At 58.0% G+C, this 24,138-nt stretch carries 29 protein-coding genes; 10 read left to right on the top strand and 19 right to left on the bottom strand.

The genetic code is table 11. The features are described from left to right. The first annotated feature begins 6 nt into the window (after positions 1–6). Both ACZZZU_RS04455 and ACZZZU_RS04450 read left to right on the top strand, forming a co-directional pair. Positions 7–897 (top strand): hypothetical protein, encoded by an 891-nt coding sequence (locus tag ACZZZU_RS04455; RefSeq protein ID WP_463549887.1) that lies wholly within the window; start codon positions 7–9, stop codon positions 895–897. 87 nt (positions 898–984) lie between these two features. Next, the gene (locus ACZZZU_RS04450) at positions 985–1,452 is read left to right on the top strand and encodes a hypothetical protein (protein ID WP_463549886.1); all 468 of its coding nucleotides are present in this window, start codon (positions 985–987) and stop codon (positions 1,450–1,452) included. A gap of 112 nt (positions 1,453–1,564) precedes the next feature. On the opposite strand, the gene ACZZZU_RS04445 is transcribed toward ACZZZU_RS04450, so the two are convergent. The 4 genes from ACZZZU_RS04445 to ACZZZU_RS04430 form a co-directional block, all read right to left on the bottom strand. Further along, the gene (locus ACZZZU_RS04445; protein WP_463549885.1) at positions 1,565–1,846 is read right to left on the bottom strand and encodes a hypothetical protein; all 282 of its coding nucleotides are present in this window, start codon (positions 1,844–1,846) and stop codon (positions 1,565–1,567) included. A gap of 297 nt (positions 1,847–2,143) precedes the next feature. Further along, positions 2,144–3,397: a phospholipase D family protein gene (locus ACZZZU_RS04440; protein WP_122493635.1), complete on the bottom strand. Its 1,254-nt coding sequence runs from the start codon at positions 3,395–3,397 to the stop codon at positions 2,144–2,146. Between the two features lie 475 nt (positions 3,398–3,872). Further along, a complete protein-coding gene (locus tag ACZZZU_RS04435) occupies positions 3,873–4,514 on the bottom strand; it encodes a hypothetical protein (protein ID WP_463549884.1) in 642 nt (213 codons plus the stop codon). Between the two features lie 133 nt (positions 4,515–4,647). Further along, positions 4,648–6,078 carry a hypothetical protein gene (locus tag ACZZZU_RS04430; RefSeq protein ID WP_463549883.1) on the bottom strand — a complete coding sequence of 477 codons (1,431 nt, stop codon included), beginning with the start codon at positions 6,076–6,078 and terminating at the stop codon, positions 4,648–4,650. 498 nt (positions 6,079–6,576) lie between these two features. Here ACZZZU_RS04430 and ACZZZU_RS04425 point away from each other — a divergent pair, with 498 nt between their 5' ends. Further along, positions 6,577–7,251, top strand: a complete 675-nt coding sequence (locus ACZZZU_RS04425; protein ID WP_463549882.1) for a response regulator — start codon at positions 6,577–6,579, stop codon at positions 7,249–7,251. A 24-nt stretch (positions 7,252–7,275) separates the two neighbouring features. Here the strand turns inward: ACZZZU_RS04425 and ACZZZU_RS04420 are convergent, their stop codons facing one another. The 8 genes from ACZZZU_RS04420 to ACZZZU_RS04385 all read right to left on the bottom strand — a co-directional run bounded on the left by ACZZZU_RS04420 (position 7,276) and on the right by ACZZZU_RS04385 (position 14,637). Continuing rightward, the gene (locus ACZZZU_RS04420; RefSeq protein WP_463549881.1) at positions 7,276–7,728 is read right to left on the bottom strand and encodes an anti-virulence regulator CigR family protein; all 453 of its coding nucleotides are present in this window, start codon (positions 7,726–7,728) and stop codon (positions 7,276–7,278) included. Positions 7,729–7,806: 78 nt separating this feature from the next. Beyond that, positions 7,807–8,358 carry a biliverdin-producing heme oxygenase gene (locus ACZZZU_RS04415; protein WP_463549880.1) on the bottom strand — a complete coding sequence of 184 codons (552 nt, stop codon included), beginning with the start codon at positions 8,356–8,358 and terminating at the stop codon, positions 7,807–7,809. After that, on the bottom strand, positions 8,351–10,753 hold the full coding sequence (locus ACZZZU_RS04410; protein ID WP_463549879.1) for a hybrid sensor histidine kinase/response regulator: 2,403 nt from the start codon (positions 10,751–10,753) through the stop codon (positions 8,351–8,353). The genes ACZZZU_RS04415 and ACZZZU_RS04410 overlap by 8 nt, the downstream gene beginning before the upstream one ends. A gap of 13 nt (positions 10,754–10,766) precedes the next feature. Next, positions 10,767–11,243 (bottom strand): response regulator, encoded by a 477-nt coding sequence (locus ACZZZU_RS04405; protein WP_122498240.1) that lies wholly within the window; start codon positions 11,241–11,243, stop codon positions 10,767–10,769. Beyond that, the gene (locus ACZZZU_RS04400; protein ID WP_463549878.1) at positions 11,243–13,513 is read right to left on the bottom strand and encodes an ATP-binding protein; all 2,271 of its coding nucleotides are present in this window, start codon (positions 13,511–13,513) and stop codon (positions 11,243–11,245) included. The genes ACZZZU_RS04405 and ACZZZU_RS04400 overlap by 1 nt, the downstream gene beginning before the upstream one ends. A 115-nt stretch (positions 13,514–13,628) precedes the next feature. After that, positions 13,629–14,162, bottom strand: a complete 534-nt coding sequence (locus ACZZZU_RS04395; RefSeq protein ID WP_463549877.1) for a DUF3087 domain-containing protein — start codon at positions 14,160–14,162, stop codon at positions 13,629–13,631. Between the two features lie 111 nt (positions 14,163–14,273). Then, positions 14,274–14,474: a type III secretion system co-regulatory protein PtrC gene (ptrC, locus tag ACZZZU_RS04390; RefSeq protein ID WP_463382512.1), complete on the bottom strand. Its 201-nt coding sequence runs from the start codon at positions 14,472–14,474 to the stop codon at positions 14,274–14,276. 28 nt (positions 14,475–14,502) lie between these two features. Continuing rightward, the gene (locus tag ACZZZU_RS04385; RefSeq protein ID WP_277342771.1) at positions 14,503–14,637 is read right to left on the bottom strand and encodes a hypothetical protein; all 135 of its coding nucleotides are present in this window, start codon (positions 14,635–14,637) and stop codon (positions 14,503–14,505) included. 345 nt (positions 14,638–14,982) lie between these two features. Here ACZZZU_RS04385 and ACZZZU_RS04380 point away from each other — a divergent pair, with 345 nt between their 5' ends. The 3 genes from ACZZZU_RS04380 (at position 14,983) to ACZZZU_RS04370 (ending at position 16,505) form a co-directional block, all read left to right on the top strand. Continuing rightward, positions 14,983–15,711: an amidotransferase gene (locus ACZZZU_RS04380; protein WP_122498246.1), complete on the top strand. Its 729-nt coding sequence runs from the start codon at positions 14,983–14,985 to the stop codon at positions 15,709–15,711. A gap of 200 nt (positions 15,712–15,911) precedes the next feature. Further along, on the top strand, positions 15,912–16,157 hold the full coding sequence (locus ACZZZU_RS04375) for a hypothetical protein (RefSeq protein WP_122498248.1): 246 nt from the start codon (positions 15,912–15,914) through the stop codon (positions 16,155–16,157). A gap of 69 nt (positions 16,158–16,226) precedes the next feature. Further along, a complete protein-coding gene (locus tag ACZZZU_RS04370; RefSeq protein WP_122498250.1) occupies positions 16,227–16,505 on the top strand; it encodes a hypothetical protein in 279 nt (92 codons plus the stop codon). A 109-nt stretch (positions 16,506–16,614) separates the two neighbouring features. Here the strand turns inward: ACZZZU_RS04370 and ACZZZU_RS04365 are convergent, their stop codons facing one another. The 3 genes from ACZZZU_RS04365 to ACZZZU_RS04355 form a co-directional block, all read right to left on the bottom strand. After that, entirely contained in the window at positions 16,615–16,980 is a 366-nt protein-coding gene (locus ACZZZU_RS04365; protein ID WP_122498252.1) for a DUF3509 domain-containing protein, read from the bottom strand. Between the two features lie 183 nt (positions 16,981–17,163). Further along, positions 17,164–17,475, bottom strand: a complete 312-nt coding sequence (locus ACZZZU_RS04360; RefSeq protein ID WP_122498254.1) for a hypothetical protein — start codon at positions 17,473–17,475, stop codon at positions 17,164–17,166. A gap of 11 nt (positions 17,476–17,486) precedes the next feature. Further along, entirely contained in the window at positions 17,487–17,864 is a 378-nt protein-coding gene (locus ACZZZU_RS04355) for a Rho termination factor N-terminal domain-containing protein (protein ID WP_463549876.1), read from the bottom strand. A gap of 321 nt (positions 17,865–18,185) precedes the next feature. On the opposite strand from ACZZZU_RS04355, the gene ACZZZU_RS04350 reads away from it, so the two are divergent. Together ACZZZU_RS04350 and ACZZZU_RS04345 are read left to right on the top strand one after the other, a co-directional pair. Next, the gene (locus ACZZZU_RS04350; protein WP_163016749.1) at positions 18,186–18,587 is read left to right on the top strand and encodes a DUF2513 domain-containing protein; all 402 of its coding nucleotides are present in this window, start codon (positions 18,186–18,188) and stop codon (positions 18,585–18,587) included. 98 nt (positions 18,588–18,685) lie between these two features. Next, positions 18,686–21,208 carry a glycogen/starch/alpha-glucan phosphorylase gene (locus tag ACZZZU_RS04345; protein WP_463549875.1) on the top strand — a complete coding sequence of 841 codons (2,523 nt, stop codon included), beginning with the start codon at positions 18,686–18,688 and terminating at the stop codon, positions 21,206–21,208. Positions 21,209–21,661: 453 nt separating this feature from the next. Here ACZZZU_RS04345 and ACZZZU_RS04340 read toward each other — a convergent pair whose 3' ends face one another. From ACZZZU_RS04340 to ACZZZU_RS04325, 4 genes are read right to left on the bottom strand one after another with little or no spacing between them, the layout of a single operon-like run. Further along, the gene (locus tag ACZZZU_RS04340) at positions 21,662–22,081 is read right to left on the bottom strand and encodes a hypothetical protein (RefSeq protein WP_463549874.1); all 420 of its coding nucleotides are present in this window, start codon (positions 22,079–22,081) and stop codon (positions 21,662–21,664) included. A gap of 17 nt (positions 22,082–22,098) precedes the next feature. Next, complete coding sequence (locus tag ACZZZU_RS04335) at positions 22,099–22,281, bottom strand: hypothetical protein (protein ID WP_463549873.1); 183 nt, start codon at positions 22,279–22,281, stop codon at positions 22,099–22,101. Between the two features lie 19 nt (positions 22,282–22,300). Beyond that, on the bottom strand, positions 22,301–22,903 hold the full coding sequence (locus ACZZZU_RS04330) for an NAD(P)H-binding protein (protein ID WP_122498266.1): 603 nt from the start codon (positions 22,901–22,903) through the stop codon (positions 22,301–22,303). Positions 22,904–22,959: 56 nt separating this feature from the next. Continuing rightward, positions 22,960–23,184, bottom strand: a complete 225-nt coding sequence (locus ACZZZU_RS04325; protein WP_463542036.1) for a hypothetical protein — start codon at positions 23,182–23,184, stop codon at positions 22,960–22,962. A 256-nt stretch (positions 23,185–23,440) separates the two neighbouring features. On the opposite strand from ACZZZU_RS04325, the gene ACZZZU_RS04320 reads away from it, so the two are divergent. Continuing rightward, complete coding sequence (locus ACZZZU_RS04320) at positions 23,441–23,611, top strand: PSPA7_2676 family Cys-rich small protein (RefSeq protein ID WP_163016750.1); 171 nt, start codon at positions 23,441–23,443, stop codon at positions 23,609–23,611. Continuing rightward, positions 23,608–24,138 carry an MgtC/SapB family protein gene (locus ACZZZU_RS04315; RefSeq protein WP_206000766.1) on the top strand — a complete coding sequence of 177 codons (531 nt, stop codon included), beginning with the start codon at positions 23,608–23,610 and terminating at the stop codon, positions 24,136–24,138. Before ACZZZU_RS04320 ends, ACZZZU_RS04315 begins: the two co-directional genes overlap by 4 nt.

The following is a 24,138-nucleotide window of genomic DNA, read 5'->3' as shown; positions in this document are numbered from 1 at the left end:
CACTAAATGAAACGGATTTTGACGATTGCGCTAATTGCAGCTTCTACTGCTGCATCTCTTTTGGGGTGCTCGGCGCCGGCCCCCGAACAGTCGGCTGTTGATCAAGTCGCAGGCAGTCCGCAATTTCGAGAAGACATACACACTAGCATTGGGCTCCTTTTCATTGGCTGCGAAGGCAAGCTGCAAATAAATCCCGCGCTCGTTGATGAGAATCTGGCGAAGTTATTGAAGTGCGAACGGGACCAATTCGACGCTATTAGTGTCGAGGCCAATAGCCGTATTGATGAAGGGCTGCTAAAACTAGAGGAAATGTCATCGTTTGCTATCAGTGCTTCTGTCCAGTTTGCGCAGAATCACAATGACAAAGCCGCTGCGCTCACGCCTGAAGCGCTAATCGCATTCGTCAAAGATACCGACGAAAATAAATGGCCAGTTTTGCCTGATCGAGAAACGGTGGATCCAGTCGTCAGCGCCGCCGCTGCAGCAATTTCGGCTGAAGAAGATCGTCTCGATGCCTTATTGAGCGGGGATCCTAAGTACATGGAGGACGATTTTACTGCCTTGGCTTTGGTGTCCTACGGCTGCATGGAAAAGCATCACGTAGACGCAGAAAAGAATTGGCACTCAAATGATTTTCCCGAACTTACAGCCGTAAAAGAGTGCACTGATTTCCAAGCGGACCTTATTGCTCAGGAGGTTCTCACTGTTACCTCTGTTTCGAAAACACCGCGCGAGTATGGGAAAGAGCTTGTGGAGCGGGCGCTGAATTTCGCTCTAACTAACCGGTACAAAGCAAAGTCTTCCGACCCTGCCGCACTTCTTGCTTGGGCAAGGACAGAAGGCAAGATAGCCCTTAAAAAATACGCAAACAGCGCCGAGGCGTCCCTTCCTCGGTAGCTGCCATAACTCGTTAGTTTCTTCGCTGTAAATGGCGGCGTATGAAGGCGATTGGGTAAGCTGGTGAAAAGCCAGAAGGAGAGATGAATGAAACGAAGTTTACGGATCGCCCTGCCTGCAGCTTTTGCCCTTATTGCTCTTCAAGGCTGCACGACAGATGCCGATGGTTCAGCTTCTCCTGCGGCATTGGAAATGTCGAAAATTGCAAAGACCCAGCAGTACCGTGAAGATATCCAGACAAGCAGTTGGCTTGTGTTCGTAGGCTGCCAAGGAAAGCTGCAAATTCCTTCAGAGCTCGCCCAGGAGAAGTTCGATCTCATCTCAGAGTGTGCCTCTGCCGAAACCAGCCGCATCGCTCTTGAAGTCCGTAGTCGTCTTCAGGAAGGGCTATTGAAGCCAGAGGAAGCCTCATCGTTTGCACTTAGCGCAGCGTGCCGCTTTGCTCAGAACTATAGCGAACGGGCTGCCGCGCTTACTCCTGAGCATTTAATTCAATCAGTCCGCACCGAAACTCTTAGCCGCTGGCCAGTCAGGCCCAACAAGCAAGAACCCTGATTGCCGAGCTTTTTACACTACTGCTGCAGTATTGGTGCGTTCACTATCAGCCAATCACTGTAGTTCATGACAGGCAGCAATCGGCCAACAGCGGACAGGCCAAGTCATATATTTAGATAATTTCTGATGGCGGAGTTTTCTTGATCAGATTGGACACCGTCACCTCAACAGATTTGGTGAGACGGTTAACTCTCGCCGAGCTAATTACGACGGCGTCCTCAGGTTTTTCACCGGCAACGTAAAGCTCGAATATTCGATGCTCTTTTTCGAAGGCGACACCCAACGTCAAGTTCTTTTTCCACTCTTCCGGGGGAGCCTCATACCCTTTGAGAGCTTCGTACGTAGCTGATCGAGCCAACTCTTTTAGCTCATCCAGCTCTTTGGGCTTTTTCATAACCTGGCTGTCCCCGTTCATTGGAGAGTCGAGAATACCAGCGCGTAACCGGATTCCCACCGTCCGCTTCTGGCCGCTTTGAGCCTGTCGTGTCAGGCCGGAGTCGGCCAGAAGCAGCAGCTCGGATGTGTCTACGAAACTAGGAGCGACTCAGTTTGCTTGATACACCTGAGCCACTTCTTAGGAAGTGGCTTTTTGTCGGTTTTCGATCAGCACCTTCGCTGTCTCACGATGGTGAGCTGTAAGAATAGGGCGATGGGCCGCTTTCCAGTGGCGCCCTGTAGCCTCGTCTACCCCTCAGCCCCGCCGGCGGGAAGCGCGAGCTTCGGCCACACTGCTACGCCTGTCCGGGTCGTAGTAGATCGCATCGAGCAATGCGGCGCGGCCGTACCACAGTTGCTGTTCCTCATCGGACTCTGGCAATTCTTCCTGCCACCAAGGCATGAGCTGCATGGGCTCAATGAACCGGTCCCAGTAGTTGTGCAAGGTGACGGTCGAGAAGGCTGTGCCGAAGGCGGCAGCTAGACCCAGTTCATTCGGGCCACAGTAGCAAAAGAAGTAGTCCGGCCGCTTCATCGCCAGCAGACGCGTGCCAATGCCAATCCACGTCGCCGCCGCACCGGGTACCCGTAGGAATCTGCTAACGAATGCTTCGTAGTGGCGGCGCTTCACGGGGCCCAGCAACGGTATCTGGTCCAGAGCGCATGAGATTGCCACGGGTTCGTTTTGCAGGGCAGCGAAGGCCCGGCCAGACGAATTCATTTGCCCGAAGAGCCCCCAATCCAGATCCTCTACGGAAGAGCGGTGCAGTAAGCCGCCGATCCGGCGTTGGTCGTTTATGGGCAGGTCAGCAAAAGTGGTGGTGTCGGCGAACAGTTGCCGGGCTTGCGAGAGCACCTGTATCCGCCCCGGCAGGTCGTTGGCCCTGTCCGCCTGGACGCTGGCCACGTAGTGCTTCCAGTTCATGCCATTGAGATCAGCGTTATTACCTGACCCGCTTCGCACGAAAGGCTTCCTGATGCGGGTGAATGCCTTCAGCTCCTCCAAGGCGTCCTTTGCCCGGGCCTTGTTGGCCTCGTAGGACTGGATGAAATCGTCGTCGATCGACTCGGCGCGGGCCCACTGTTGGCGGATGAAGTCGTGGAACGACACCAGAGCAGGGTCTTTTCGGCCGCCCTGCAGGAACACGCCGGCTTCGATGTTGCGGGCCATGCCGGCGCCGGTGAGGTTTGCACTACCCACATAGACGCAGAGCTCATCACCCAGGTCGAAGCTGTAGACCTTCGGGTGAAACATCGGGGCGGCGTCCGGAGCAAAAACCTTGGCCGGGGTGAAGTCTTTGCAGGCCACCAGGCACTTCGTATCGCTGAAATAGCGCGTGGTACCGATAACCAGGTGGGTCATTTTCGCCTTGTTGGCGATCGCCGCCTTAAACACCGGATTTTCCGTGCACCACGCGCTAGCCCAAGAGAACGACTTGCACTGCTTGATCAGTTTGAGCAACTTCTGACTGGTTTCTTTGGAGCCGGTTACCGGCGATATGGTGGTCATCCTTGGTCTTCCATAAGGCTGGGTTTAGCTCAGCGTGAGATCATCATTGCCCTGCCAGCCACGACGTAGCGCATCGGTTTGCACAGCCCGGTCGGCAAGACCCAGTTGTAGCGATCATCGCTTTCTACCCGCTGTAGCGCCAGCGGCAAACTCGCCCAATCCGCCTTGCAACGTGCTGTCATGGAAAAGGGGACAGATTTATTAAGCTGCTCTAATTTAGAGTCGGTTAATAAATCAGTCCCCTTTGTTCTGCTACGGCGGAGAGTCACGACGCAGCAGTCTTTCCCGATGTTCTTTGTCGAAGTGGGATTGAGCGTCTGCCATCTTTGGCCAAACCTGGGAATCGAACACCCGCCGCTGCTTTTCGAAAAGCGAGTCGAGACACCGACCGAACACCTGCTTAATGATGCCCTCAGCTTCAGCGCTTAGCGGAGAATCGTCCTATTTTAAAGTCCGCGGCCTGCTCTATGGGATATCAGGTTTCGTCCTTGATTGACCTGATTACGTCTTCAGCACTTTTAATATGCTGATCCAAATAAGCAACTCTGGCTAACGGCAAAGCAAGCCTATAAGACAGCATTTTCTCGTAATTACCGAAGTACCAACACATAGTGTTAGGGTTCACTTCATTCGCGCATTCCAGATAGAAAGACGCACCTCCTTCACCATGTCTCACCAACGCAAATCCAGTATCCAGCTCATACCTATCATATCCCGAGAATTGCGAAGCGGCTTTTTTTTCCTCATTCAATTTAGAAATGTTGATCTCCCTCCGGACCTCTGGGGTTACGTATTTTTCGAGCATAAGAAAATCGTCTGAAAGATGATTTTTTCCGTTTGGATAAGGCTTCAAGATTACCATCGATACCGTACCTCGAGGATAAGGGGCCCCATCAGGTATCATGCCACGAGGTACGCTCAGTCTGATTTCGGAACTTTTCCCTTGCACACTAAAACTCGTTTTACTGTCGCAACCAGACAGAAGAAGAAAAAAAGGCAAGATCGTAAAAATACCCTGTTTCAACGAGCCGATAAAACTCTCGATGACGGCGTTTTCAGACGGCCTACCTTTTCGGCTGATGCTAACCAGTGAGGAGATACCGGATATAAATTTCATGATGACTCCTTTCATCCAATTCAAACGGTAGCTATCGGCCAAAAGTGAGTTACCTCTATTCTCACATATCGCGCTAGACACTCAGATCGCCCATTGAAGGTCGCGAAGCCAATGCTAGCGCTTTGAGCGGCGCTCATTGCTGAGCTGCAGCCCTGAGAATTTGGTCCTTGATTGCTGAGTTGTTCTGAGCAAGATTAGCAATAGCATCTACAACCGTTTTCAATATTTCTACTCCTAGCGAAATGTATATATAATTCCCGATTCGAACTATTGTCGCTTGAGGCGGTGCGTCAATAGTAGAAATAGTTGCATCTTGAAGTGTCTGGCCAAGGGCGGAAACCGTTATTCTTGCACGTCGCACCTCGATTTCCTCGTCAAACAAATGTGCTACCAAGTCAGGCGTAAGCAAGCCAGACATTCTTGGGCGGGGATTGCCGTTAAGTTCTACATTTGGCTTAAAAACAGACTCGATAAAAACTGCGGCCGCCTGAGTAGTCACATATGTTATTTCATTCGATACATCAATATCTAAGGGAATTTCTGCCGAATTCAGCCCGAAATTATAAACCATAAGCGAATAGTCTTGTGATGGAAGAGATGAGCCTATCAATCTAGTAATTCTACTCTCCATCTGCTCGCTAAAGTGTAGCCTTGAAATATACAGCCGGCCTTCATCAAAGCTCACGTGAATGTCTATCCTTGGCGGCATTGAATGTGGTCCGTTTTCACATATTGCGTACCACTCATAGAATCCACCGCAACCTAGATCAATTGGGGTACCTGGAGCGCGTCCGTTTTCTATGCCTCTTTCTCGGAAGAGCATTTGACTAGAAATCAATTCAGCCAAGTCTTCAGTTGGACTGATAGAAAGATGATCGCGAAGTTTTTGATTGCCTACAGATGTAATTATATTGGCGATAAGCTCTCCACCACTGCCTGCGACGTAACATTTTCCGTAATTTATGGTGTCTATTTGGCTGTGCACGTTATGTATGAAAGCCTCACGGGATCCACCGCTACTGACAAGCACTCCGAGCAAGGAAAATTCACATGCTCTCCTAGAGTTTCGCAAAGAATCTTCAATTATTTTGCGTGAGATTCGAAGTGATCGATCATAACTGTAAGATGTCAAAAACTTCCTGGATAGCTCTCTTAGGAAATCCGCAGCGGCTGCGCAGTTCCCAGAAAAAGCAAGTACTCCAGAACTGTTTGGCAAGAAATAGGTTTTCCTGGCTAGTCGCGAAATATGCCAAAGTTTTGGAGGTGTACCCCATTCGGAGTTAATGCTTCCTAGCGCTGGAAGCCAAATTTTCTTTTCGGGGTTCGGATCCGCCGTCTCCACGCTGACTAATGTGTCTGCAATTAGATACGGAGACTTTTCAGCGTCGAGTAGCGCAATTGCTGTCATGAGTAAGCCTTTTATATCCAAGATATTACTGTATTTATTTTTTCGTGGATTGAGACCATCAGCGCTGCCGCAGCAGTTCCATAGGCGCTTCTGAATGTCTACTGTCAAGTATTTGCACGTTACAACCAACGACTGCTCCTGGCCGATACCTGCCATACAGGGAGTATCGCATTAGGTAGGCGGGGCCCCGTCAAAAGTCGCAGACTTTACTAAGCAACCCCCGCGCAACAAGAGGGCCGCGCGCCGAGTTCGGCGTACAAATAACGGCCGCATCGGCTTGATTTCATTAAGTCGCGCATCTGATTCGTAATCAGCCACACAAGGGTCGGATAAAGGCCTGAAAACTGGTCCGCAATTAATTAACGACCCTTGAAACTATTGGGCTGCAAGGGTGCCATAAATCGTTTTTTGCGGCCCGCAAAATGCAGTAAGTAGCTGATATTTCGAGCTTCCCCTTAGGACTTAAAATCCCTCGTTCTTTGAACGTGCCGGTTCGACCCCGGCTCCGGGCACCACTTCCAACACAAAGGCTTATCCGCAGCGATGCGGGTAGGCCTTTGTTGTTTCTGACGCCCGCTGGTTTTATGGCACGGTCGTACGCTTAAATTCGCCTCTTCCTACACAAATCCGACATTGCGACTACGATCAGATGGCATGGCCAGGTGGGCCATGGACAGTGCCATCTACGGATCGAGGTGCAGCGTGGCGAAAGTTTTGATTGCTGACGACCATGAGGTTATCCGCATGGCTACACGGATGATGTTGGAAACTGCCGGGCATGAGGTTATTGGTGAGGCCAGTAATGGCGTCGAGGTGGTAAGCCTTTTACGCAGTCTCTCGCCGGATCTGGTCATTCTGGACATGGACATGCCGCAGCTTGATGGCTTCGCCGTGCTTCAGCGGGTTCACGCGCAGGCCAATCCGCCCAAAATCATTGTGTTCTCGGGCCTGGATGCCAGCCGCTACGCGGTTCGTTGTGCGCGGGCCGGCGCGTCGGGGTTCGTAGCCAAAGACAGCGACATGAAACAGCTCACCAACGCCGTGCAAACGGTGATGTCGGGCTACAAGTTGTTTCCCGTCACCGAGTATTCCTCGGTCGATGGCAGCGGTCAGTTGGCTTCGGAGAAGGAGTTGTTGGAAACCCTGTCCGACCGCGAAATGACCGTGCTGCGTAGCCTGGCGACGGGCCATCGGATCAAAGACATCGCCGATGAGCTGCTGCTGAGCGAGAAAACCGTGAGCACGTACAAAAGCCGACTCATCAGCAAGCTTCAGGTTGGCAACATTCTCGAACTGGTCGAACTGGCCAAGCGCAACAATCTGATCTGAAACCCACCCCGCACGGCGCGCTTCTTAGTCGAACGCGCCGTTGAGCACCTCATAAATAATGCCGGTGGCGATGGCGACCAAAATCAGGTCGGTGCCGACTTGCTGCCATTCATAACCCTCGTAGCGCGGCAGCTGACCGAGCAGGCGACCGTCGAGTTTTTTGGCGATGCCCGGTGGCAGCGGTTTGCCGCGGGCGAGGTTCTTCTGAATGCCGGGGGGCAGCGCTGGGCCTGGGCTCCAATAGTCGCGGTGGCCGCCCAGCAGGCCGTAGATAGAGTTACGGTCCACGCTGGGGCCGCCGCCATGCCCTTCGTTACCGCCGCCGCCCTTATTCTTCCCGCCCTGCGCATGTTCGCCACCATGGCCGTTGCCGTTGTTTTTGCCCTTGCCGTTGCCAGGGTCGGCGAGTGCCGAAACAGAACCCATCGCCAGGGTCAGGCAGGCGAACAGCGCGATCGATTTGTGTGCTTTGAACATGGCAGCGTTCTCAAGAGGGAAGGGCAAGGGTCAACAATTCGAGCTTAGCTCAGCCCCAACGGCAACGTCCTCGGCAACTTAAGCGACAGCCGTCAATTGCCCGCGAGCCGCCTGTAAAAAAAGCTCAAATGCTTCTGTCACGCCGCGCTGCAGTTCGCGCTCGTCACAGTGCTGCGCGTGGTTTTCCAGCCGCTGCAAAAAGCTTGGCCAGAGACCAGGCGTGGCGGCGTGGCCCAGATAACGCATAGGCGCGCCCGGCTGCGCGGCTTGCACGCGCCGAGCGAGCACTTGGCCGCCCAGGCGTGAGCCTTCCAGCACATACGCCGCGCCCCAGCACCACGCTTGGCTAACGCTGCTGCGCGCCGGCAGCGGCGCAACGGGGCGGCAGTTGAGTGCTGCGAGGTCCGCACGCAGGGCATCGCTGCGCCGACGCTGTGGCCAATCGTCGAGCAAACATTCGATGCCGTTCTGTTCCAAGCAGTGTTCGAGGCTGAACAGCGCAGCAGCGTGGGCTTGCAGAAAGTGGCGATAACCGTCGGCAGTTTCCACAGACAGCGCCGAGAAGGCGTCATCGACCTCTTGATGCAAGCCGGCGCCGGCCTGGCGCAGGCGTGCGCGCACGTTATCCATGCTTGGGCACCACGGCGCGCAAGGCTTGCAGAATCTTGCGCACCAGCTGGTCTTCGGTGAACGGCTTTTGGATCACCGGGCTGTCGCCGAGGCCCACGGAGTCGAGTTCGGCATAACCGCTGATAAACACGATCGGCAGCTGAGGTTGCTGCACCGCCACCACCCGGGCCAGTTCGCCGCCGTTCATGCCGGGCATGGCGAAGTCGGCGAGCAGCAAATCCACCTTTATGCTCGTCAACAAGTGGAGCGCGTGGGCGCCGGACTCCGCTTCGGTGACTTCAAATCCCAGGCGCCGAAGCATCTGCGCCGTGACGTCGCGTACCGAAGGGTCATCATCGACCAGCAAAATGTGGTGCTCGCCGCACAGCAACTCGGGGCTCTCGCCCGCCTGATCGGCCGCTACCGGGTTGGCCTGCGGTTCGGTGCGTGGCAAATACACCTGCACCGTGGTGCCCACGCCCACTTCAGTGAAAATCCGCGCGCCGCCACCCGATTGCTTGGCAAAACCGAACACCTGCGCCAAGCCCAGGCCGGAGCCTTTGCCCACCTCCTTGGTGGTGAAGAACGGTTCGAAGGCTTTTTGCAGCACCTCCTGGCTCATGCCGGTGCCGGTGTCCGAGACCGACAGCATCACGTAGTCGCCAGGCCCCGGCTCTTCGGCGCTTTGCGCGGCCTGGCTGATGGTGACGTTGGCGGTGGCCAGCACCAACTGGCCGCCGTCGTTCATCGCGTCGCGGGCATTGATGGCCAGGTTGAGGATGATCATGTCGATCTGCGTCGGGTCGACCAAGGCGTGCCAGAGGTCGGACTGCGCCTGAATCGCCACGCTGATGCGCCCGCCCAGGGTGCTTTTGAGCAGGGTGTGCAAGTTGTTCAGCGTTTCATTGAGGTCTAGCGGTGCGGGCGCCAATTGCTGACGACGGGCGAAGGCCAGCAGCTGGCTGGTCAGCGTGGCGCCGCGTTCACCGGCGGTGCGAATGTGATTAACCCGGCGCAGGCTGGTTTCAGGCGGCACGCCGCGTTCCAGGTCGCGCTGCAAGAAGGTGGCGCTGGTCAGAATAACGGTCAGCAGGTTGTTGAAATCGTGGGCGACGCCTGCGGTCAGTTGGCCAACGGCCTCCAGGCGTTGCATTTGCCGGAGCGTGGCTTCGACTTTTTCCCGCTCCTGAATCTGCTTGCGCAACGCGGCGTTGGCGTCGGCCAGCTTGTCGATGCTGGCAATTTCGCTGGTGATATCCCGGCCTGCCACGTAGGCACGACCGCCGTCGGGCACGGCACTCCAGGAAATCCAGCGGTAACCGCCGTCACGGTGGCGCAGGCGGTTGACGAAGCGGTCCGCGACCTTTCCGCGCCGCACGGTGGCCATCGCCACGCGGCTGCTGCGCACGTCGTCGGGGTGGGTGAGGGCCACCAGCGGAAGGCCGAGTAACTCGTCCTGACGCCAACCCAGAATGCTTTGCCAAGCCGGGTTGACCGCCAAGGTGGTGGAGTCAAAACCCGTCACCGCCAGCAAATCGCGGGACAATTCCCACGTGCGGTCGCGCTCGCGGGTGCGCTCTTGCACGCGCTCGCCGAGGGTTTCGTTCATTTGCTTGAGTGCTTCGGTGGCGGCGCGCTGCTCGGTGATGTCCATCACCACGCCGACAAAGCGGGTGCACTGCGTGCCTTCAAAAAACGCCTGGCCGCGCATTTCCAGCCAGCGCTCGCGGCCGTCCGGCAAATGAATGCGGTAGGGCGTGGCGAAATCAGGGTGATGCGGGTCGCTGGTCACCGCTTGAATGCGTGCCCGCAGCGCCGGCAAATCGTCCGGGTGACAGAGGCGTTCGAACACGCTCATGTCCAGCGTTTCGTCGCCGTCCAGGCCGCACATGGCGCGGTAGCGCTGGTCGCAGCGCAGTTCGCCGCTGCTGGGCTCGTAATCCCACATGCCCAGGCCAGCCGCTTCCACGGCCAGACGGGCGCGCACGCCAACCTCCTGCAACGCCTGCTCCGCCTGTTGCCGACGGCGCCGCTCATTCACTTCGGCCAGGGCGCGGTTCACCGCCTTGGGCAGCAGCGAGAGGTTCTGTTTGAGCACGTAATCGACGGCGCCGGCGCGCATCATGTTGACGGCGTTTTCTTCGCCGTACACACCGGAAAGGAAAATAAACGGGGTTTGCGGTGCCAGGCGCCGGGCTTCCTGCAACGCCTGGCTGCCGGAGAAACCCGGCAGAATGAAGTCGGCCAGAATCAGATCAAACTCGCGTCGCTCCAGGGCTTCAACGACACCAGACTGGTCGTAGACCAATTCGACATCGAGGTTGTAACCACTGCGCTCCAGTGCTAACTGAGCCAGTTCCGCATCGTGCGGGCTGTCCTCAATCAACAAAATACGGATGTGTGTTGACGCGGGCATCAATGTTCCTAGGTCAGTCGTGCTGGTCGTCGTGCTTGCGGGTGCGGTTCAGACGCAACGAGCCGGGCGGTGGTTCATTGAGAACGGCCCAGAAAATGCCCAGATCGGAAATCGCCGCCACGAAGTCTTTGAATTCCACCGGCTTGACCACATACGCGTTCACGCCCATTTCATAGGCGCGCATCAGATCGGGTTCCTCGCGAGAGGAGGTCAGCATGACCACCGGAATGCTGCGCAGCGCCGGGGTTTCGCGCACGGTTTTGAGCACTTCCAGACCGTCGACCTTGGGCAACTTCAAGTCGAGCAACAGCACGGCCGGATTGCCGTCTGCGCGGCTCTCGTAATCACCACGTCGCAGCAGGTAATCCAGCGCTTCGGCGCCGTCGCGTTTAATCACAACATCGTTGGCCAACTGGCTGCGCTCCAGCGCGACCAGAGTCAGTTCCAGATCGTTGGGGTTGTCTTCAACGAGAAGGATGGGTTTGAGCATCAGTCTTTCCGGTCATCAAGTGGAGTGTTGTAAGTCAGTCGGGGTAAGGCGAAATAGAACGTGGCGCCATGGTCGATACGGCCTTCGGCCCAAACGTGGCCGCCATGGCGTTCGATGATGCGGCGCACACTGGCCAGGCCAATGCCGGTGCCTTCGAACTCTTCCATGCGATGCAAACGCTGGAATACGCCGAACAGCTTGTTGCTGTACTGCATGTCGAAGCCCACGCCGTTATCGCGGATAAAAATCACCGTTTCATCGTCGTTTTGTTCGGCGCCCATTTCGATCACGGCCTTGTCGCGGCGGCCGCTGTATTTCAATGCGTTGCTGATCAGGTTGCGCAGCACCATGTGAATAAAGGCGGCGTCGGCGACCACCACGGGCAGGGAGCCGATGCGCCATTCGACGTCACGTTGATCGTAGTCCGGGCGCATTTCCTCGCGAATCGAGGCCACCAGCGCGCCGAGGTCCACATCGGTCATGTGCAGCGCGGCGCGGCCCATTTGCGAGAAGCTCAGCAGGTTGTCCACCAGCACGCCGGCGAAACGCGCGGCATCGCTGATGTTCACCAGGAAACGCTTGCCGCGCTCGCTCAGCTGCTGACCTTCAAGCTCACCGAGCAGTTCGGTGTAGCCGGCGATGTGGCGCAGCGGCGCGCGCAAGTCGTGGGACACGCTGTACGAGAACGACTCCAGCTCTTTGTTGCTCTCGCGCAGTTCGCCAGCCAGCATCGCCATCTCTTCGGCCTTGCGCAGCACGATGCCCAGCACGGCGTTGCGCAGCTCCATAGCACCTTCGCATTCAGCCGCGTCCCACGGCGCGCAGTACCCGCGCAGCTCTTCGCGCCAGGTGTCGAAACTGTTGCGCGGGGAAAGGGCGCCGCTGGTTAAATCCAGGGTTTTATTCGGCTGCCCGGCCCATTTCACTGTCTGCACGCGCTCGGGCCGGAACCACATCAGGTAATGAGCGTGCAGCTTGGAAATCGACACCGCCAGCACGCCGGCACTGTGAGCCGCCAGGTGCGGTAAATGCGGCACGTCGCGCCCCAGGTTGTCGCTGCTGAACAGTGGGCCGCCGTTCTGGCTGCCCAGCCAGGTCGCCAGTTGCATGATCTGCGCGTCGGCCGGCGCGTTGCCGACCGTGACGCACGTATCGGCCGTCACCACGGCGGCGCCTTGGGCCTGGGCGAATGCCAACACCACCTCAGGCAAGCGCTGGAAGCCTTCGGTCACGCTGTCGTAATCGGCCATACCGGCCAACAGCCGCACGACCAGATGGCGCAATTCCAACTTGCGGTGCGCCAACTCAGCCGCTTCGCTGGCGTCGATTTGCAGCGCCAGAATGCGCGCCAACAACTCACAGGTGGTGCGGGTTTTGTGGCTGAGCAGACGCGGCTCGCTGTCATGACACGAGATCAACCCCCACAGGCGATCGCGCACCACAATCGACACCGACATCGAGGCCAGCGTGCCCATGTTGCGCATGTATTGCAGATGCACCGGCGACACGCTGCGCAGCGAGGCGAAGCCCAAATCCAGCGGCTGCTGATCGACCGGGTTCAGCGCGGGAATCAGGGGTGAGGGCGTGTAATTGGCATCGGGAATCAGCCGAATCAGATTCTTGCAATACAGCGCGCGGGCCTGGGCCGGGATATCCGAAGCGGGGAACTGATGGCCCAAGTAGCTGGCGTAACCCGGGGCGGCGCGTTCGGCCAGCACTTCACCATTGCCGGCTTCATCGAACCGGTAGGCTTTGACGCGGCCAAAACCGGTAATCCGGCTCAACTCATTGACCGCCAACTGGCAGATGGCCTCGATGGTATTCGCCGCATGCAGCTCGGCAACAAAGGTGCGCATCAAGGGATACAGAACACCGTAAGCCTCGCCAGCATTACTGGCCTGCTCGAATTCGAGAATCAGCTGATCCTCGTTGCGATGGCCCATCAGCGCGAAGGAGCAGGCCTGTGCCGTACCCTTAACAAAACGCACATCGCCAAGGTGGAAGGGGTTGCGGTCTTCATCCGAGAGGCCGGCGAGCCGCGCCGGTAACTCCGGCTCATCAATCAGCTCGCTCAGCGATAAACCCAGCAGGCTCTGCGCCTCGAGCCCAAGCCACTGGCGGACGTTTTCACTGACCTGCTGCACTGCCAAGTCTGTCGCCGCGACCACGATCAAAAATCCATGGGGCTGAATGCCGCCGGGAATATGGATCGGTTCGTCGGCACAGCGCGCTACGGCGTCGGTCAGCGAATCAGGGACGGGGGTGTTCATGGTGCATCCTTTCAGACCAGTGCCACGAGAAATGGGCCGGCAATACGGCTTGGCCCAATTCAGAGCGGCGGCTGCGGAAAATGGTTCGAGAAATTTTCGACGGTGCGATTGGCGGTTATTTTGCCTTGGCCAACCCGTTTACTGCCAGTAGCCACTGGGGGTTCAGACGCGGCTGGTCGGTTTCCAGTCCGAGCGCCTGCATGGCTTCTTTATGGGCGGCAATTTCAGCGGTTACCTGGCTGAGCGAACTGGTATTGGCTTCCAGCAGGTACATCTGCGTCAGGCCCTGGTGGTAGAAACGCAGCAACTTCATGGCCTCCGGGTTCTGCGCGCTTACGCCGGCCTCCACGTCGTGCATCACATTGGTCACGCTCATCAGCGCGCGCTTCAGACGCCAGCCATACACCGCTGCGTTCATCCACGGCTGCGACCACAACTTGACCTTGAACAGTGCGGCGCACAGCACCACCGCCAACGCCACGCCGCCGGCATTCCAACGGAAATTGTCGCCGCCCGGCGTGCCAAACAACATCACCGCCAGGCTGGACAACAGCATGGCCATGGCCACGAAAATCACCGCCACGATCACCGTGCTGCGGCGGGTTTGCTGGCGATAGGTGGCAGGGTCGAAGGGTTGGATTTCAAACATGAGGGGAGAGGGCTCTGAGGCGAATGCGGCGGGCATTATCGCCTTAGAGCGGGCGAGCAGGGGAGAGAGGACGAGGCGAGTTGCTGAATAAAAGAAGGGCTGCGGCGAAGTTCAGCGCCCCGCATTCGCTCCTCGTACCAACCGACTGATCGCCTCGCGCTCACTGATCTGCGTCGGCATCTTCAGGGTGACAAGGTGACCATCCATAAGCTGAATGGCCAGTTCGGTTTCAAAGTGCAGGCCGTTTTCGTCGAGGGTGGCGTAGGTCACGCCATAGGCGTTTTTACCGGTTTCGCTGAACATGCTGCCCATGGCGTTCTCCTTGTTGAGCCGCGTTGCATTAATGACGTGCAGGTTTTTGTTCGGTTTTTGCCGGGGCAGGGGTTTTGTCGCTGTGGCGATACAGCTCGGCATTCAAGTGGCTGGCAAAGGCCGAGGCGGCTACAAGGCTGGCGATGGCTCCGAATTTGTTCATGGCGGTATTCCTCATGCTAGGGGGGCGGTGTTGCCCGATGGGTTGCATGATTGCCGAGCGTCGCGGTGACCAGAAGTGAATGGGCACGATGGTGACTATCGAAGCCAGTGATAGAGCGCAGCGGCGCTATCGAGCCAGCGATATGGACGCGCGGCCTTGCTCAGGAAAATGGGTCAGTTCGTAAAATTTTATTGACGACAACGGCCGCCGCATTTCCCGCTGTGGATTCGCAATTAAAACCGCGAAAGCGAGATAAGCCGTGGTTTATGGGTTTCCTTGCGCGCGCCGCTATGTTAAATAAAACAAACAGCTGGCCATAACCTACATCGCTTCAGGAAATCCCTTATGTCGTTACGTATCTGCATTCTGGAAACAGACATTCTGCGTCCGGAACTGGTTGACCAATATCAGAGCTATGGCCGGATGTTCGAGCAGCTCTTCGCTCGCCAGCCAATTGCCGCCGAGTTCGTCACCTACAACGTGGTGGAGGGCAACTACCCGGCAGATGACGAGCGCTTCGATGCCTATCTGGTCACCGGCAGCAAAGCCGATTCGTTTGGCACGGATCCCTGGATCGAAACCCTCAGAACTTACTTGCTCGACCGCTACCAGCGCGGCGACAAGCTGCTGGGCATTTGCTTTGGCCATCAGTTGTTGGCGCTGTTGCTGGGCGGTAAAAGCGAGCGGGCGCATCAGGGCTGGGGCGTCGGTACCCACCGCTACCAAGTGGCCGAGCAGCCGAGCTGGATGACCCCTGCGATGGATGAGTTGACCTTGCTCATCAGCCATCAGGACCAAGTCACCGCGTTGCCCAAAGACGCCACGGTAATTGCTTCCAGTGCGTTCTGCCCCATCGCCGCGTACCGCATCAATGACCAAGTACTGTGCTTCCAGGGCCACCCGGAATTTATTCACGATTATTCCCGCGCCTTGCTGGAGATTCGCCAGCAGCACCTGGGCGAAGAAATCTATAAGTCCGGTATCGACAGCTTGCAGCACGACCATCAAGGCGCGGCTGTTGCCGAGTGGATGATGCGTTTCGTCGCGCAAGACAAGGCGGCGTTGCCGGCCTGATCCATCGAGGCTAAAGCCTCTCCCACGGATTGTTCGTTGCTGTGGGAGTAGCTTTAGCCTCGAGCTGTTTGCGCCTGTTCAGCCCGCCCGCCGTACCAATTATCAAAATCCCCGCTCATTTTTTCCTCCCTACGGTCACAAAATTAAGCGCGGCGTTTCGTTGCCGTCGCCTTTTGAAGACCAGAGGAAAACGCAGCACGATGGACTATCTCGATCTTTTGCAGTGGCCGGCCATGGCCGTCACGGTAATGGCCGCCTGGCTGATTGGCGCACGAAGCGCGCGCCGCCGGATGATGGGGTTTTGGGTTTTTATTCTGAGCAATGTGTTGTGGGTGATCTGGGGGCTGTACACCCACGCGTATGCGCTGATCTTGCTGCAGTTCTGCCTGTGCGCCATGAACTGCCGGGGCCTGAAGAAAAATGCCGACACAGTCACACAGCCGTAACGCCGGGTTGGCAGTTTTTTTCAGCAGCTATAGTCAAGACTTACTGCCGAAATACATGAGGCCCGTTTTATGGACTGGCTCGTCACTTATAAATACAACAACGTGGAGCGCCACCTGCAGTTGCAGGCCCGCAGTGTGCCCAACATTCAGGTGGTCGCGTTTCGCGCGGTAACGGAGGTATTCGGCGAGAAGCCGCCGGTGGCGAAGGTCGCCGGGCAGCCGGTACTGGAGTGGGTGAGGGCGTGCGGTGTGGATATCACTGACGTGATCTTGCTGCGTCGCAACAGCCGCGAGCGCAAGCCTGACGCAGAAGAGCAGGGCGCGGGTGCCCAGTCGCAAAAAGGCTGAAGCGCCTCCCGGTCATGCAACTGTTGCCAGCCATGCGGAAGAGGCTTCAGCCTCGATGTTGCGAACTTACCTGATGGTGCGAACTAAATTCCGTGTCCGCTAAACCTGCTTAGCAGGCAACCGCTTTCTGCACGCGGCGTTGACGCAATTCCTGATTCGAACGGCGAGCCAGGGTTTTCGCTTTGGTCACGTGAATCGGACCTTCAACGTAGGTCGGCAATTCACGCTCAACCCAAGCCGCCTCATCCCCGCGCCAGCGCAGCAGGCCAGCCTCGATTTTAATTTCGCGGTGCAGTTCACGAATCAGGGTGTGCATGCGCGCCTGGCTCAGCAGCTCTTCGCTTTTGATTGCCTTGCACAGCGGCTTGCCGTTCTGCCCAACCAGGGACAGCAGCAAAGAACCGTCTGGACGAGGTTTGATGGCAACAGTGTGCTGAGGAAACGCGTCGAAGAATTCTTTGATGGCCAGTTGCATTCCATGTACTCCATTGATTCTTTTGCAGATGGAGTGAATAGAGCAGATGCCGTGCCAGAAAATTCGTACGAGAAAAACAGAATAAAATCAGTAGCTTAGATATTTTTCCGAGCGCAACGGTCGTGCACTTTGCATGATCGGGCAAAACCCGATCTTGCAAAGTGCAATTTCAGCTCGCGTCGTTTAGCTGAAGGGTTGCTGAAACGGGGTTTTCACCGGCACGTCCGGCCCAGCTTCATCGGGCACGAACGTCTGCGGTTGATAGCCGCGTGGCGCCGGTTTGCGTGGCACGCGCTGCGCCACTTCGGGCAGGTGTTTGAGCTGATAGCTCGGCGGTGCCGGATGACGCGCACGGCCTAGGCCGCGGTAGATGGCGACGGCGCCCAAGACGATGTCAGCCGCGCCGAGCACGCCCTTCACGGCCATGCCTTTGCGAATCAGCAACGCGCCGCCGGCGACGGCAAGCAAACGTTCGAGATAACCCGGATTAGCCATTGGTGAACTCCTCAGGACGCTTTCTTCAGGGCCGACACCAGCTCGGCTTTGCGCATGCTTGAGCGGCCCGGAATGTTCATGTCCCGCGCGCGCATCATCAGGTCCGCCTTGCTTTGCTCTTCCAGCTTCTGCCCAGGGCGGGGTGCGCCATGTTTAGTGGCAACGGCCTGGCGCGCCGACGATTTGCGCGCCGCGCTCTTGGCTCCCGGCGCCTTGCGCTGCCCGGAACCGCCGGCCTTTTCGCCGCCACCGGACTGTTTATTCACCGTGGCCCAGGCGCGGCCTTCAGCTTCGCGTTTAGACACACCTTTGGCTTCGTAGCTTTCTTCGATGTGCTCGGCCTTGCGCTTTTGCTCGGCCGTGTACTTGTCTTTACTTCCGCGCGGCATGATTGCTCTCCTCATGAAGCGGGGCTGTAGCAAGCCCGTTACAGGTTCTGAGCCAGGGCCGTTGCCGGGAGTTCAGCTTTTTCCGCAAACGGTTCGCTGAGGGCAAAATTGGTTGAACTCTCACGCGCAATCACACACCTATTCTGTAGGGGACCGGTCTGCCCATCGCTCAAACGCCAGTGTTGCGCGCAACCGGATGGTCGACTGGCTTCGATCATTGGTTACGGTCCTCTGCACATTTCACCCCTTGCAATCGGCCATTTATTGCAACCGGTTGGAGCGGGTCTGGGAATCAGGAAACGGGGACGAGGAGCGAAGGACATGAAAAGAGATTGGGAGCTGTTGCGCGAAATGCTGCTGGAAATCGAGAGCCTGCAAAAGGGTCATCATTTCTTCCCCCACCGCATCGACGGGCACTCCAGCGACAGCGTCAGCTATCACCTGCACCTGCTTGAGCAGGCTGGCCTGGTGGAATGCGCAGACCACCGTCCGCTCAGCGGCGAGTTGGTGCGCATCGGTAAATCGCTGACCCTCACCGGCCACGATCTGCTCGACCTGATCCGTGACGACAACCTGTGGATGGTCAAGAAAGCCTTCCTCACCGAGCACCTCGGCGGCATCACTATCGACGCCCTCAAATCGACCATGGCGCTTTACCCAAGCGACAGCGGCAGCTCATTCAATGTCTCCCGCCACGCACAGAACGACGCCGTCTTTAATTAACACGGCAACCCGTTTTCATTCGGTAGCAGTGGCGGCTTTGAGCCGGCCGCTGGCTGCCGCTTTCACTCGCGCTCAACTCAGCTGACCGAGGCACGCCCATGTCCGCCGATCGCACGTCGCAAGACGAGGCCACGTTCAATTCCACTGGCACTCAGTCTGACAACCCAAGCTCCAGCACTTTATCCAGCGCCGACGTTCAGGCCTTCAAGCAAAGCATTCTGGCCAAACTCAAATACGCCGTCGGCAAAGACCCAGGCAACGCCTACATTCACGACTGGTTCGAAGCCATCGCCCTGGCCGCCCGGGATCACCTGGTCGACAACTGGGAAGAAGCCGAAGCGCGGGTCGATCGCAAGCCGCAGAAGCGCGTGTACTACCTCTCGCTGGAATTTTTGATCGGCCGCTTGCTTGTTGATTGTCTGAGCAACCTGGGCCTGCTGGAAACGGCACGCGAGGCGCTGGCCGAGCTGGACGTCGACATCGAACGCATCCGCGAAGTCGAGCCCGATGCCGCGCTCGGCAACGGCGGCCTCGGGCGACTGGCCGCGTGCTTTATCGAAAGCATGGCCACGCTCAACATCGCCGGCCATGGCTACGGCATTCGCTACGAGCACGGTCTGTTCAAGCAGGTGATCAGCGACGGCTGGCAACACGAACACACCGAAACCTGGCTCGACTTCGGCAACCCCTGGGAGTTCGAGCGGCCGGAAGTGAGCTACAACGTCGGCTTCGGCGGCAGCGTTAATACCGTTACCGAGCGCAACGACGTACCGCGCCAACACTGGCAGCCCACCGAGATTATCCGCGCCATTGCCTACGACACCCCGGTGGTCGGCTGGCGTCGCGCCGGCGTCAGCACCTTGCGGCTCTGGCGGGCGAGGGCGCTGGAAGACCTGCAACTGGAACGCTTCAACGCCGGCGACCACTTGGGCGCCGTGGCCGACGTGGTGCGTGCCGAAAGTATCTCGCGCGTGCTGTATCCGGCTGACAGCACCGAGGCCGGTCAAGAACTGCGCCTGCGCCAGGAATTCTTCTTCGTTTCCGCCTCGCTGCAAGACTTGCTGCACCGCCACATGCGCCTGCATGGCGACATTCACTCGCTGCCGGAAAAAGTCGCCATTCAGCTCAACGACACCCACCCGGCCATCGCGGTGGCCGAGTTGATGCGCCAATTGGTCGACGTGTACCGCATCGAATGGTTTGCCGCCTGGGAATTGTCCGTCGCGACCCTGTCGTACACCAACCACACCTTGCTGCCCGAGGCGCTTGAGTCGTGGCCGGTCTCGTTGATGGAACGACTCTTGCCGCGCCATATGCAGATCATCTATTTGATCAACGCGCACCACATCGACTCGCTGCGGGCCAAAGACATCCACGACTTTGACCTGCTGCGCTCGGTGTCGCTGATTGAAGAAGAACACGGGCGCCGCGTGCGCATGGGTAACCTCGCGTTCCTCGGCTCGCACAGCATCAACGGCGTGTCGGCGCTGCATACCGACCTGATGCGCGAAACCGTCTTCCGCGATTTGCACAACTTGTACCCCGACCGCATCCGCAACAAAACCAACGGCGTCACCTTCCGCCGCTGGCTCTACCAGGTGAACCCGCAGCTTACCCAACTGCTCAGAGAAAACATCGGCGATGGCGTGCTCGACAGCCCGGAAACCTCGCTGATCAAGCTCGAACCGTTCGCCGACAAACCGGCGTTCCGCAAACAATTCGTCGCCCAGCGCCAACACAGCAAAGCGGCGCTGGCGCGGTTGGTCAAAGAGCGGCTGAACATCGACCTCAACCCCGAGGCGATTTTCGATGTGCAGGTCAAACGCATTCACGAATACAAACGCCAACTGCTGAACCTGCTGCACACCGTGGCGCTGTATCAGGCGATTCGTAACGAGCCGACCACCGATTGGGTGCCGCGTGTGAAAATCTTCGCCGGCAAGGCAGCCGCCAGTTATCACCAGGCCAAACTGATCATCAAACTGGCCAACGACATCAGCCGCACCATCAACGACGACCCGACCGTGCGCGGCTTGCTCAAGGTGGTGTTCATTCCGAACTACAACGTCAGCCTGGCGGAAACCATCATTCCGGCGGCCGACTTGTCGGAACAGATCTCCACCGCCGGCATGGAAGCCTCTGGCACCAGCAACATGAAATTCGCCCTGAACGGTGCGCTGACCATCGGCACGCTCGACGGCGCCAACGTGGAAATGAGCCAACTGATCGGCCAGGAACACATGTTCATCTTCGGCATGACCGCGCAGGAAGTGAAAGCGCGCATGAGCAATGGCGACTTCGACACCATCCATGTGATCCAGCAATCACCGCGACTGAACGCGGCGCTGGAAGCCATCAGCAAAGGGGTATTCTCGCCGGATGATCCAGAGCGCTATGTGGGCCTGATCGATGGCCTGGTGCACCACGACCGCTACATGCTTTGCGCGGACTTCGACTCGTATTGGGATGCGCAGCGCAAAGTCGACGAGTTGTGGCAGCAGCCCAACCAATGGTGGCGGTCGGCTGTGCTGAATACTGCACGGACAGGCTGGTTCTCCTCGGATCGGACCATTCGTGAGTACGCCGAGGATATTTGGAAGGCGATGCCTCCCAAGAAGTGAGGGTTAAAAGCATCGCGGCTAAAGCCGCTCCCACAGAAATCGCACAATCTGTGGGAGCGGCTTTAGCCGCGATAGGTTTTATCAGGCGACGGACATTCGCCCCAGCCCGCGGTTAACGTCCGCCTTTGATCAGGCTTTGTGATCCACCCCGCAGCGCAGCGGAGGGCGAAGCTCGGGGCTAGACGTTTTGGCTTCTTTGCGCCGATCTACCGTGTACGGCTTGAAATACTGGATTCCCGCCTGCGCGGGAATGACGGTGGTCTTTGAAAGCTCCTCCGTCATCCCCGCGCAGGCGGGGATCCAGAGTTTCACGGCTATTAGCCCGGCCCGCAGCGCCGCCGCTCAAAAAAATTGCGGCTAATCGGAATGCCGCCCAGCCGCTCCTACAGAAATCGCACTACCTGTGGGAGCGGCTTCAGCCGCGATTTTTCTCACCTAGTGAGCAACCCCAGCTCACCAAAACCCAGCGGGATGTTGCTTGGCAATGTAATCGGGCTGCAACCCAAACGCCGACTGAAAAAACGTGGCTAACCGCGTATGCAGCACCATCTGGTTAATCGACGCCAACTTCCCGCGTTGCACGCGCCGCTGGTTGCTGTCGCTGTAAAAGTCCTCGTGCAACACCCGTTGTTGCTCCGGCTCGGCAGTGATGCAGCAACTGTTGAATCCGTGCTCACCCTGACCCTCCGGATACGCCACCAAAAGGCATAAGCCCGGGCTGGCTTTTTCCGGGCCGTGCAGTTCCACGCGCACCTCCAGCCCCGCACCCTGCGCGTAGGTTTTGGCTTCTTCAAATAACGGCAGGGCGCATTCGTGCATCAGCGTCATAAAGGCATCGAGAAAAGTTTGGCTATCGACGACCTGGCTATCCATGGTGCACACGCCTCCTGTCAGTGCCCGGCACGGGCCGGTTTATGGCGAAGGGGAACCGCGCGCATGGTGGTGCGTTGCACCGGGCGGCTGTGTTGGCGCGTGTGGTGACGACGGGCGATGCGCAGCATCCCCCACAAAGCGGCCGCTGCCACCAGCAGCCAGGTTCCGATCAACAACAGCACAACGCTTTCAGGTGGCATACGGTCCTCCTGCAGCCCCTTATGGCTGCGGCATAACGTCGACATCAACGGGATTGGGTGCAGTGGTGGGCTGCGCATGAATGCGGATGCGCTGGTGCATGTGCTCGGCGTGGCACACCTCGTCGATCACTTGGCTGACGAAGCTGCTGAGTGCGTCGCCTTGCACCTCGGCGGTTGGCGCGTCGAACAACGTCCACACCACAGGGCTCGCTGTCAGGCGCTCTTTCAGGTGGCCTAGCGGTTCGGTCAGGCCGTCGTCGCCGCCGTCCAGCCAGGTGAAGTCGCCGAGCAGCAGCAGGCGTTTCACACCGGCGACCGGCAAGCCATCGAGCAGGGCGGTGACGGCTTTGAAGGTGCTTTCGAATTGGTGGTCGTGGTCGGAGGCGGGCAGCACGACGATGACCGCGTCGCGCCCGGCGATGCTGTGGCTGACGCTGATAGCGTCGTACAAATCGCCCTGGATGGTGCTTAGGCCAGGGCGGGCGTTTACGGCGTTCAGGTCATCCAGAATCAGCGTGGTCTCGAACTGGCGCGCCAAGGCTTCAACCATCAACGCGTTTCCAATGCTGCTTTGAGCGCCGTACACAGCGAGTTTTACGGCAGGCGTTTCGAGATTTTTCATCTAGGCGATTCTCGTGAGGGTGGTGGGTGTCGCGAATTGGAAAGCAGGTGCGGGTATCAGCCGTTGGACGCGCGCTGGCGCCCCGGCTCGTTGGGTCCGCCAGGTTGCCCGGCAGAAACCGTGACCTCGGTGATATCGCTGCTCTTGGCTGAACTGTGCAGCGACTCCACATGCCGACGGGCCTGGGTTTCGGTGAACGCCTCGGTGTCGCTTTGCACCTCCACGCTCTTGGCTTGGCCCTGAAGCTGGTAATGCACCACAAACGAATAGTTGCCGCTCATCTTGAGAGTCTCTCCAACGGTGGCAGGTATTAACTTTGGCCGCTTGGCAGGGCAAAGGGTTCAGCTTTATTTGCCAAGCGGTAAACGCGGCCAACGGGCCGCTTACGCGCGCGTAACGGCGGCGTAAATGTCGCTATCAGCGAAAAATGGTTAAACCAATGCGGGTGCGCGAAAGTCGATTGAAGGGAGACATGCACAAACACGCTCGGCCGTGACGTACGGCGTACTCGCGGGGTGATCCGCAGGAGGTGCTGATATGACCTTTGTCTGCTTTCTAAAAGGCTGTAACTGGCTGGAACCTACCCATGAGCTGTTCGGCAACGAACTGCTGCTATGCCAATGCTGCTCACGTTGCGGCGCGCACCGGTATTTGCCCGAAGGCCTACCGAGCGCCACGGGCGAGGGCGGTCACGGCGGCGCCGCTTGAACACCTGGGAGACGATTCTCGCCACCGTCATTGGCGAGTTTTCCGACCTTAACGATGTCGCCCACACCACCCGCGTCACCCTGCGCATGGCGCTCGCCACGTTGCTCGGCGGCGTGCTTGGCTGGGAACGCGAGCAGCAGGGCAAGTCGGCCGGCGTGCGCACGCACATGCTCGTCGCCTTGGGCAGTGCGCTATTTGTGATGGCGGCTGAGCAAATGGGTGCCGAGGACGACGCCATGAGCCGCGTCATGCAAGGCGTGGTCGCCGGTATCGGCTTTCTGTGCGCCGGCACCATTCTCAAAGGACGTTCGCCCAACGAGGTCAAAGGCCTGACCACGGCGGCGGGTATCTGGCTAACGTGTGCGATTGGCATCACGGTCGGACTGGGCCGCGAGGCCACGGCGTTGCTGGGTACGGTCTTCGGCTTGATTGTGCTGAATCTGGTGCCGCACCTGATGAGCCGGCTGGAGAAGGACAGCCCGGAACAGGGTCAACTCACCCAAGAGGACGAAGAGCCGCCCAAGTGA

The sequence above is a fragment of the Pseudomonas sp. AC136 genome (assembly GCF_979258585.1).
This window is presented reverse-complemented; position numbering and strand designations above follow the sequence as displayed.

Bases quoted from the DNA above. Each gene is read 5' to 3' on its own strand.
- ACZZZU_RS04455 (WP_463549887.1), top strand. From the start codon at position 7: ATGAAACGGATTTTGACGATTGCGCTAATTGCAGCTTCTACTGCTGCA.
- ACZZZU_RS04450 (WP_463549886.1), top strand. From the start codon at position 985: ATGAAACGAAGTTTACGGATCGCCCTGCCTGCAGCTTTTGCCCTTATT.
- ACZZZU_RS04445 (WP_463549885.1), bottom strand. From the start codon at position 1,846: ATGAAAAAGCCCAAAGAGCTGGATGAGCTAAAAGAGTTGGCTCGATCA.
- ACZZZU_RS04440 (WP_122493635.1), bottom strand. From the start codon at position 3,397: ATGACCACCATATCGCCGGTAACCGGCTCCAAAGAAACCAGTCAGAAG.
- ACZZZU_RS04435 (WP_463549884.1), bottom strand. From the start codon at position 4,514: ATGAAATTTATATCCGGTATCTCCTCACTGGTTAGCATCAGCCGAAAA.
- ACZZZU_RS04430 (WP_463549883.1), bottom strand. From the start codon at position 6,078: ATGGCAGGTATCGGCCAGGAGCAGTCGTTGGTTGTAACGTGCAAATAC.
- ACZZZU_RS04425 (WP_463549882.1), top strand. From the start codon at position 6,577: ATGGCCAGGTGGGCCATGGACAGTGCCATCTACGGATCGAGGTGCAGC.
- ACZZZU_RS04420 (WP_463549881.1), bottom strand. From the start codon at position 7,728: ATGTTCAAAGCACACAAATCGATCGCGCTGTTCGCCTGCCTGACCCTG.
- ACZZZU_RS04415 (WP_463549880.1), bottom strand. From the start codon at position 8,358: ATGGATAACGTGCGCGCACGCCTGCGCCAGGCCGGCGCCGGCTTGCAT.
- ACZZZU_RS04410 (WP_463549879.1), bottom strand. From the start codon at position 10,753: ATGCCCGCGTCAACACACATCCGTATTTTGTTGATTGAGGACAGCCCG.
- ACZZZU_RS04405 (WP_122498240.1), bottom strand. From the start codon at position 11,243: ATGCTCAAACCCATCCTTCTCGTTGAAGACAACCCCAACGATCTGGAA.
- ACZZZU_RS04400 (WP_463549878.1), bottom strand. From the start codon at position 13,513: ATGAACACCCCCGTCCCTGATTCGCTGACCGACGCCGTAGCGCGCTGT.
- ACZZZU_RS04395 (WP_463549877.1), bottom strand. From the start codon at position 14,162: ATGTTTGAAATCCAACCCTTCGACCCTGCCACCTATCGCCAGCAAACC.
- ptrC (WP_463382512.1), bottom strand. From the start codon at position 14,474: ATGGGCAGCATGTTCAGCGAAACCGGTAAAAACGCCTATGGCGTGACC.
- ACZZZU_RS04385 (WP_277342771.1), bottom strand. From the start codon at position 14,637: ATGAACAAATTCGGAGCCATCGCCAGCCTTGTAGCCGCCTCGGCCTTT.
- ACZZZU_RS04380 (WP_122498246.1), top strand. From the start codon at position 14,983: ATGTCGTTACGTATCTGCATTCTGGAAACAGACATTCTGCGTCCGGAA.
- ACZZZU_RS04375 (WP_122498248.1), top strand. From the start codon at position 15,912: ATGGACTATCTCGATCTTTTGCAGTGGCCGGCCATGGCCGTCACGGTA.
- ACZZZU_RS04370 (WP_122498250.1), top strand. From the start codon at position 16,227: ATGGACTGGCTCGTCACTTATAAATACAACAACGTGGAGCGCCACCTG.
- ACZZZU_RS04365 (WP_122498252.1), bottom strand. From the start codon at position 16,980: ATGCAACTGGCCATCAAAGAATTCTTCGACGCGTTTCCTCAGCACACT.
- ACZZZU_RS04360 (WP_122498254.1), bottom strand. From the start codon at position 17,475: ATGGCTAATCCGGGTTATCTCGAACGTTTGCTTGCCGTCGCCGGCGGC.
- ACZZZU_RS04355 (WP_463549876.1), bottom strand. From the start codon at position 17,864: ATGCCGCGCGGAAGTAAAGACAAGTACACGGCCGAGCAAAAGCGCAAG.
- ACZZZU_RS04350 (WP_163016749.1), top strand. From the start codon at position 18,186: ATGAAAAGAGATTGGGAGCTGTTGCGCGAAATGCTGCTGGAAATCGAG.
- ACZZZU_RS04345 (WP_463549875.1), top strand. From the start codon at position 18,686: ATGTCCGCCGATCGCACGTCGCAAGACGAGGCCACGTTCAATTCCACT.
- ACZZZU_RS04340 (WP_463549874.1), bottom strand. From the start codon at position 22,081: ATGGATAGCCAGGTCGTCGATAGCCAAACTTTTCTCGATGCCTTTATG.
- ACZZZU_RS04335 (WP_463549873.1), bottom strand. From the start codon at position 22,281: ATGCCACCTGAAAGCGTTGTGCTGTTGTTGATCGGAACCTGGCTGCTG.
- ACZZZU_RS04330 (WP_122498266.1), bottom strand. From the start codon at position 22,903: ATGAAAAATCTCGAAACGCCTGCCGTAAAACTCGCTGTGTACGGCGCT.
- ACZZZU_RS04325 (WP_463542036.1), bottom strand. From the start codon at position 23,184: ATGAGCGGCAACTATTCGTTTGTGGTGCATTACCAGCTTCAGGGCCAA.
- ACZZZU_RS04320 (WP_163016750.1), top strand. From the start codon at position 23,441: ATGACCTTTGTCTGCTTTCTAAAAGGCTGTAACTGGCTGGAACCTACC.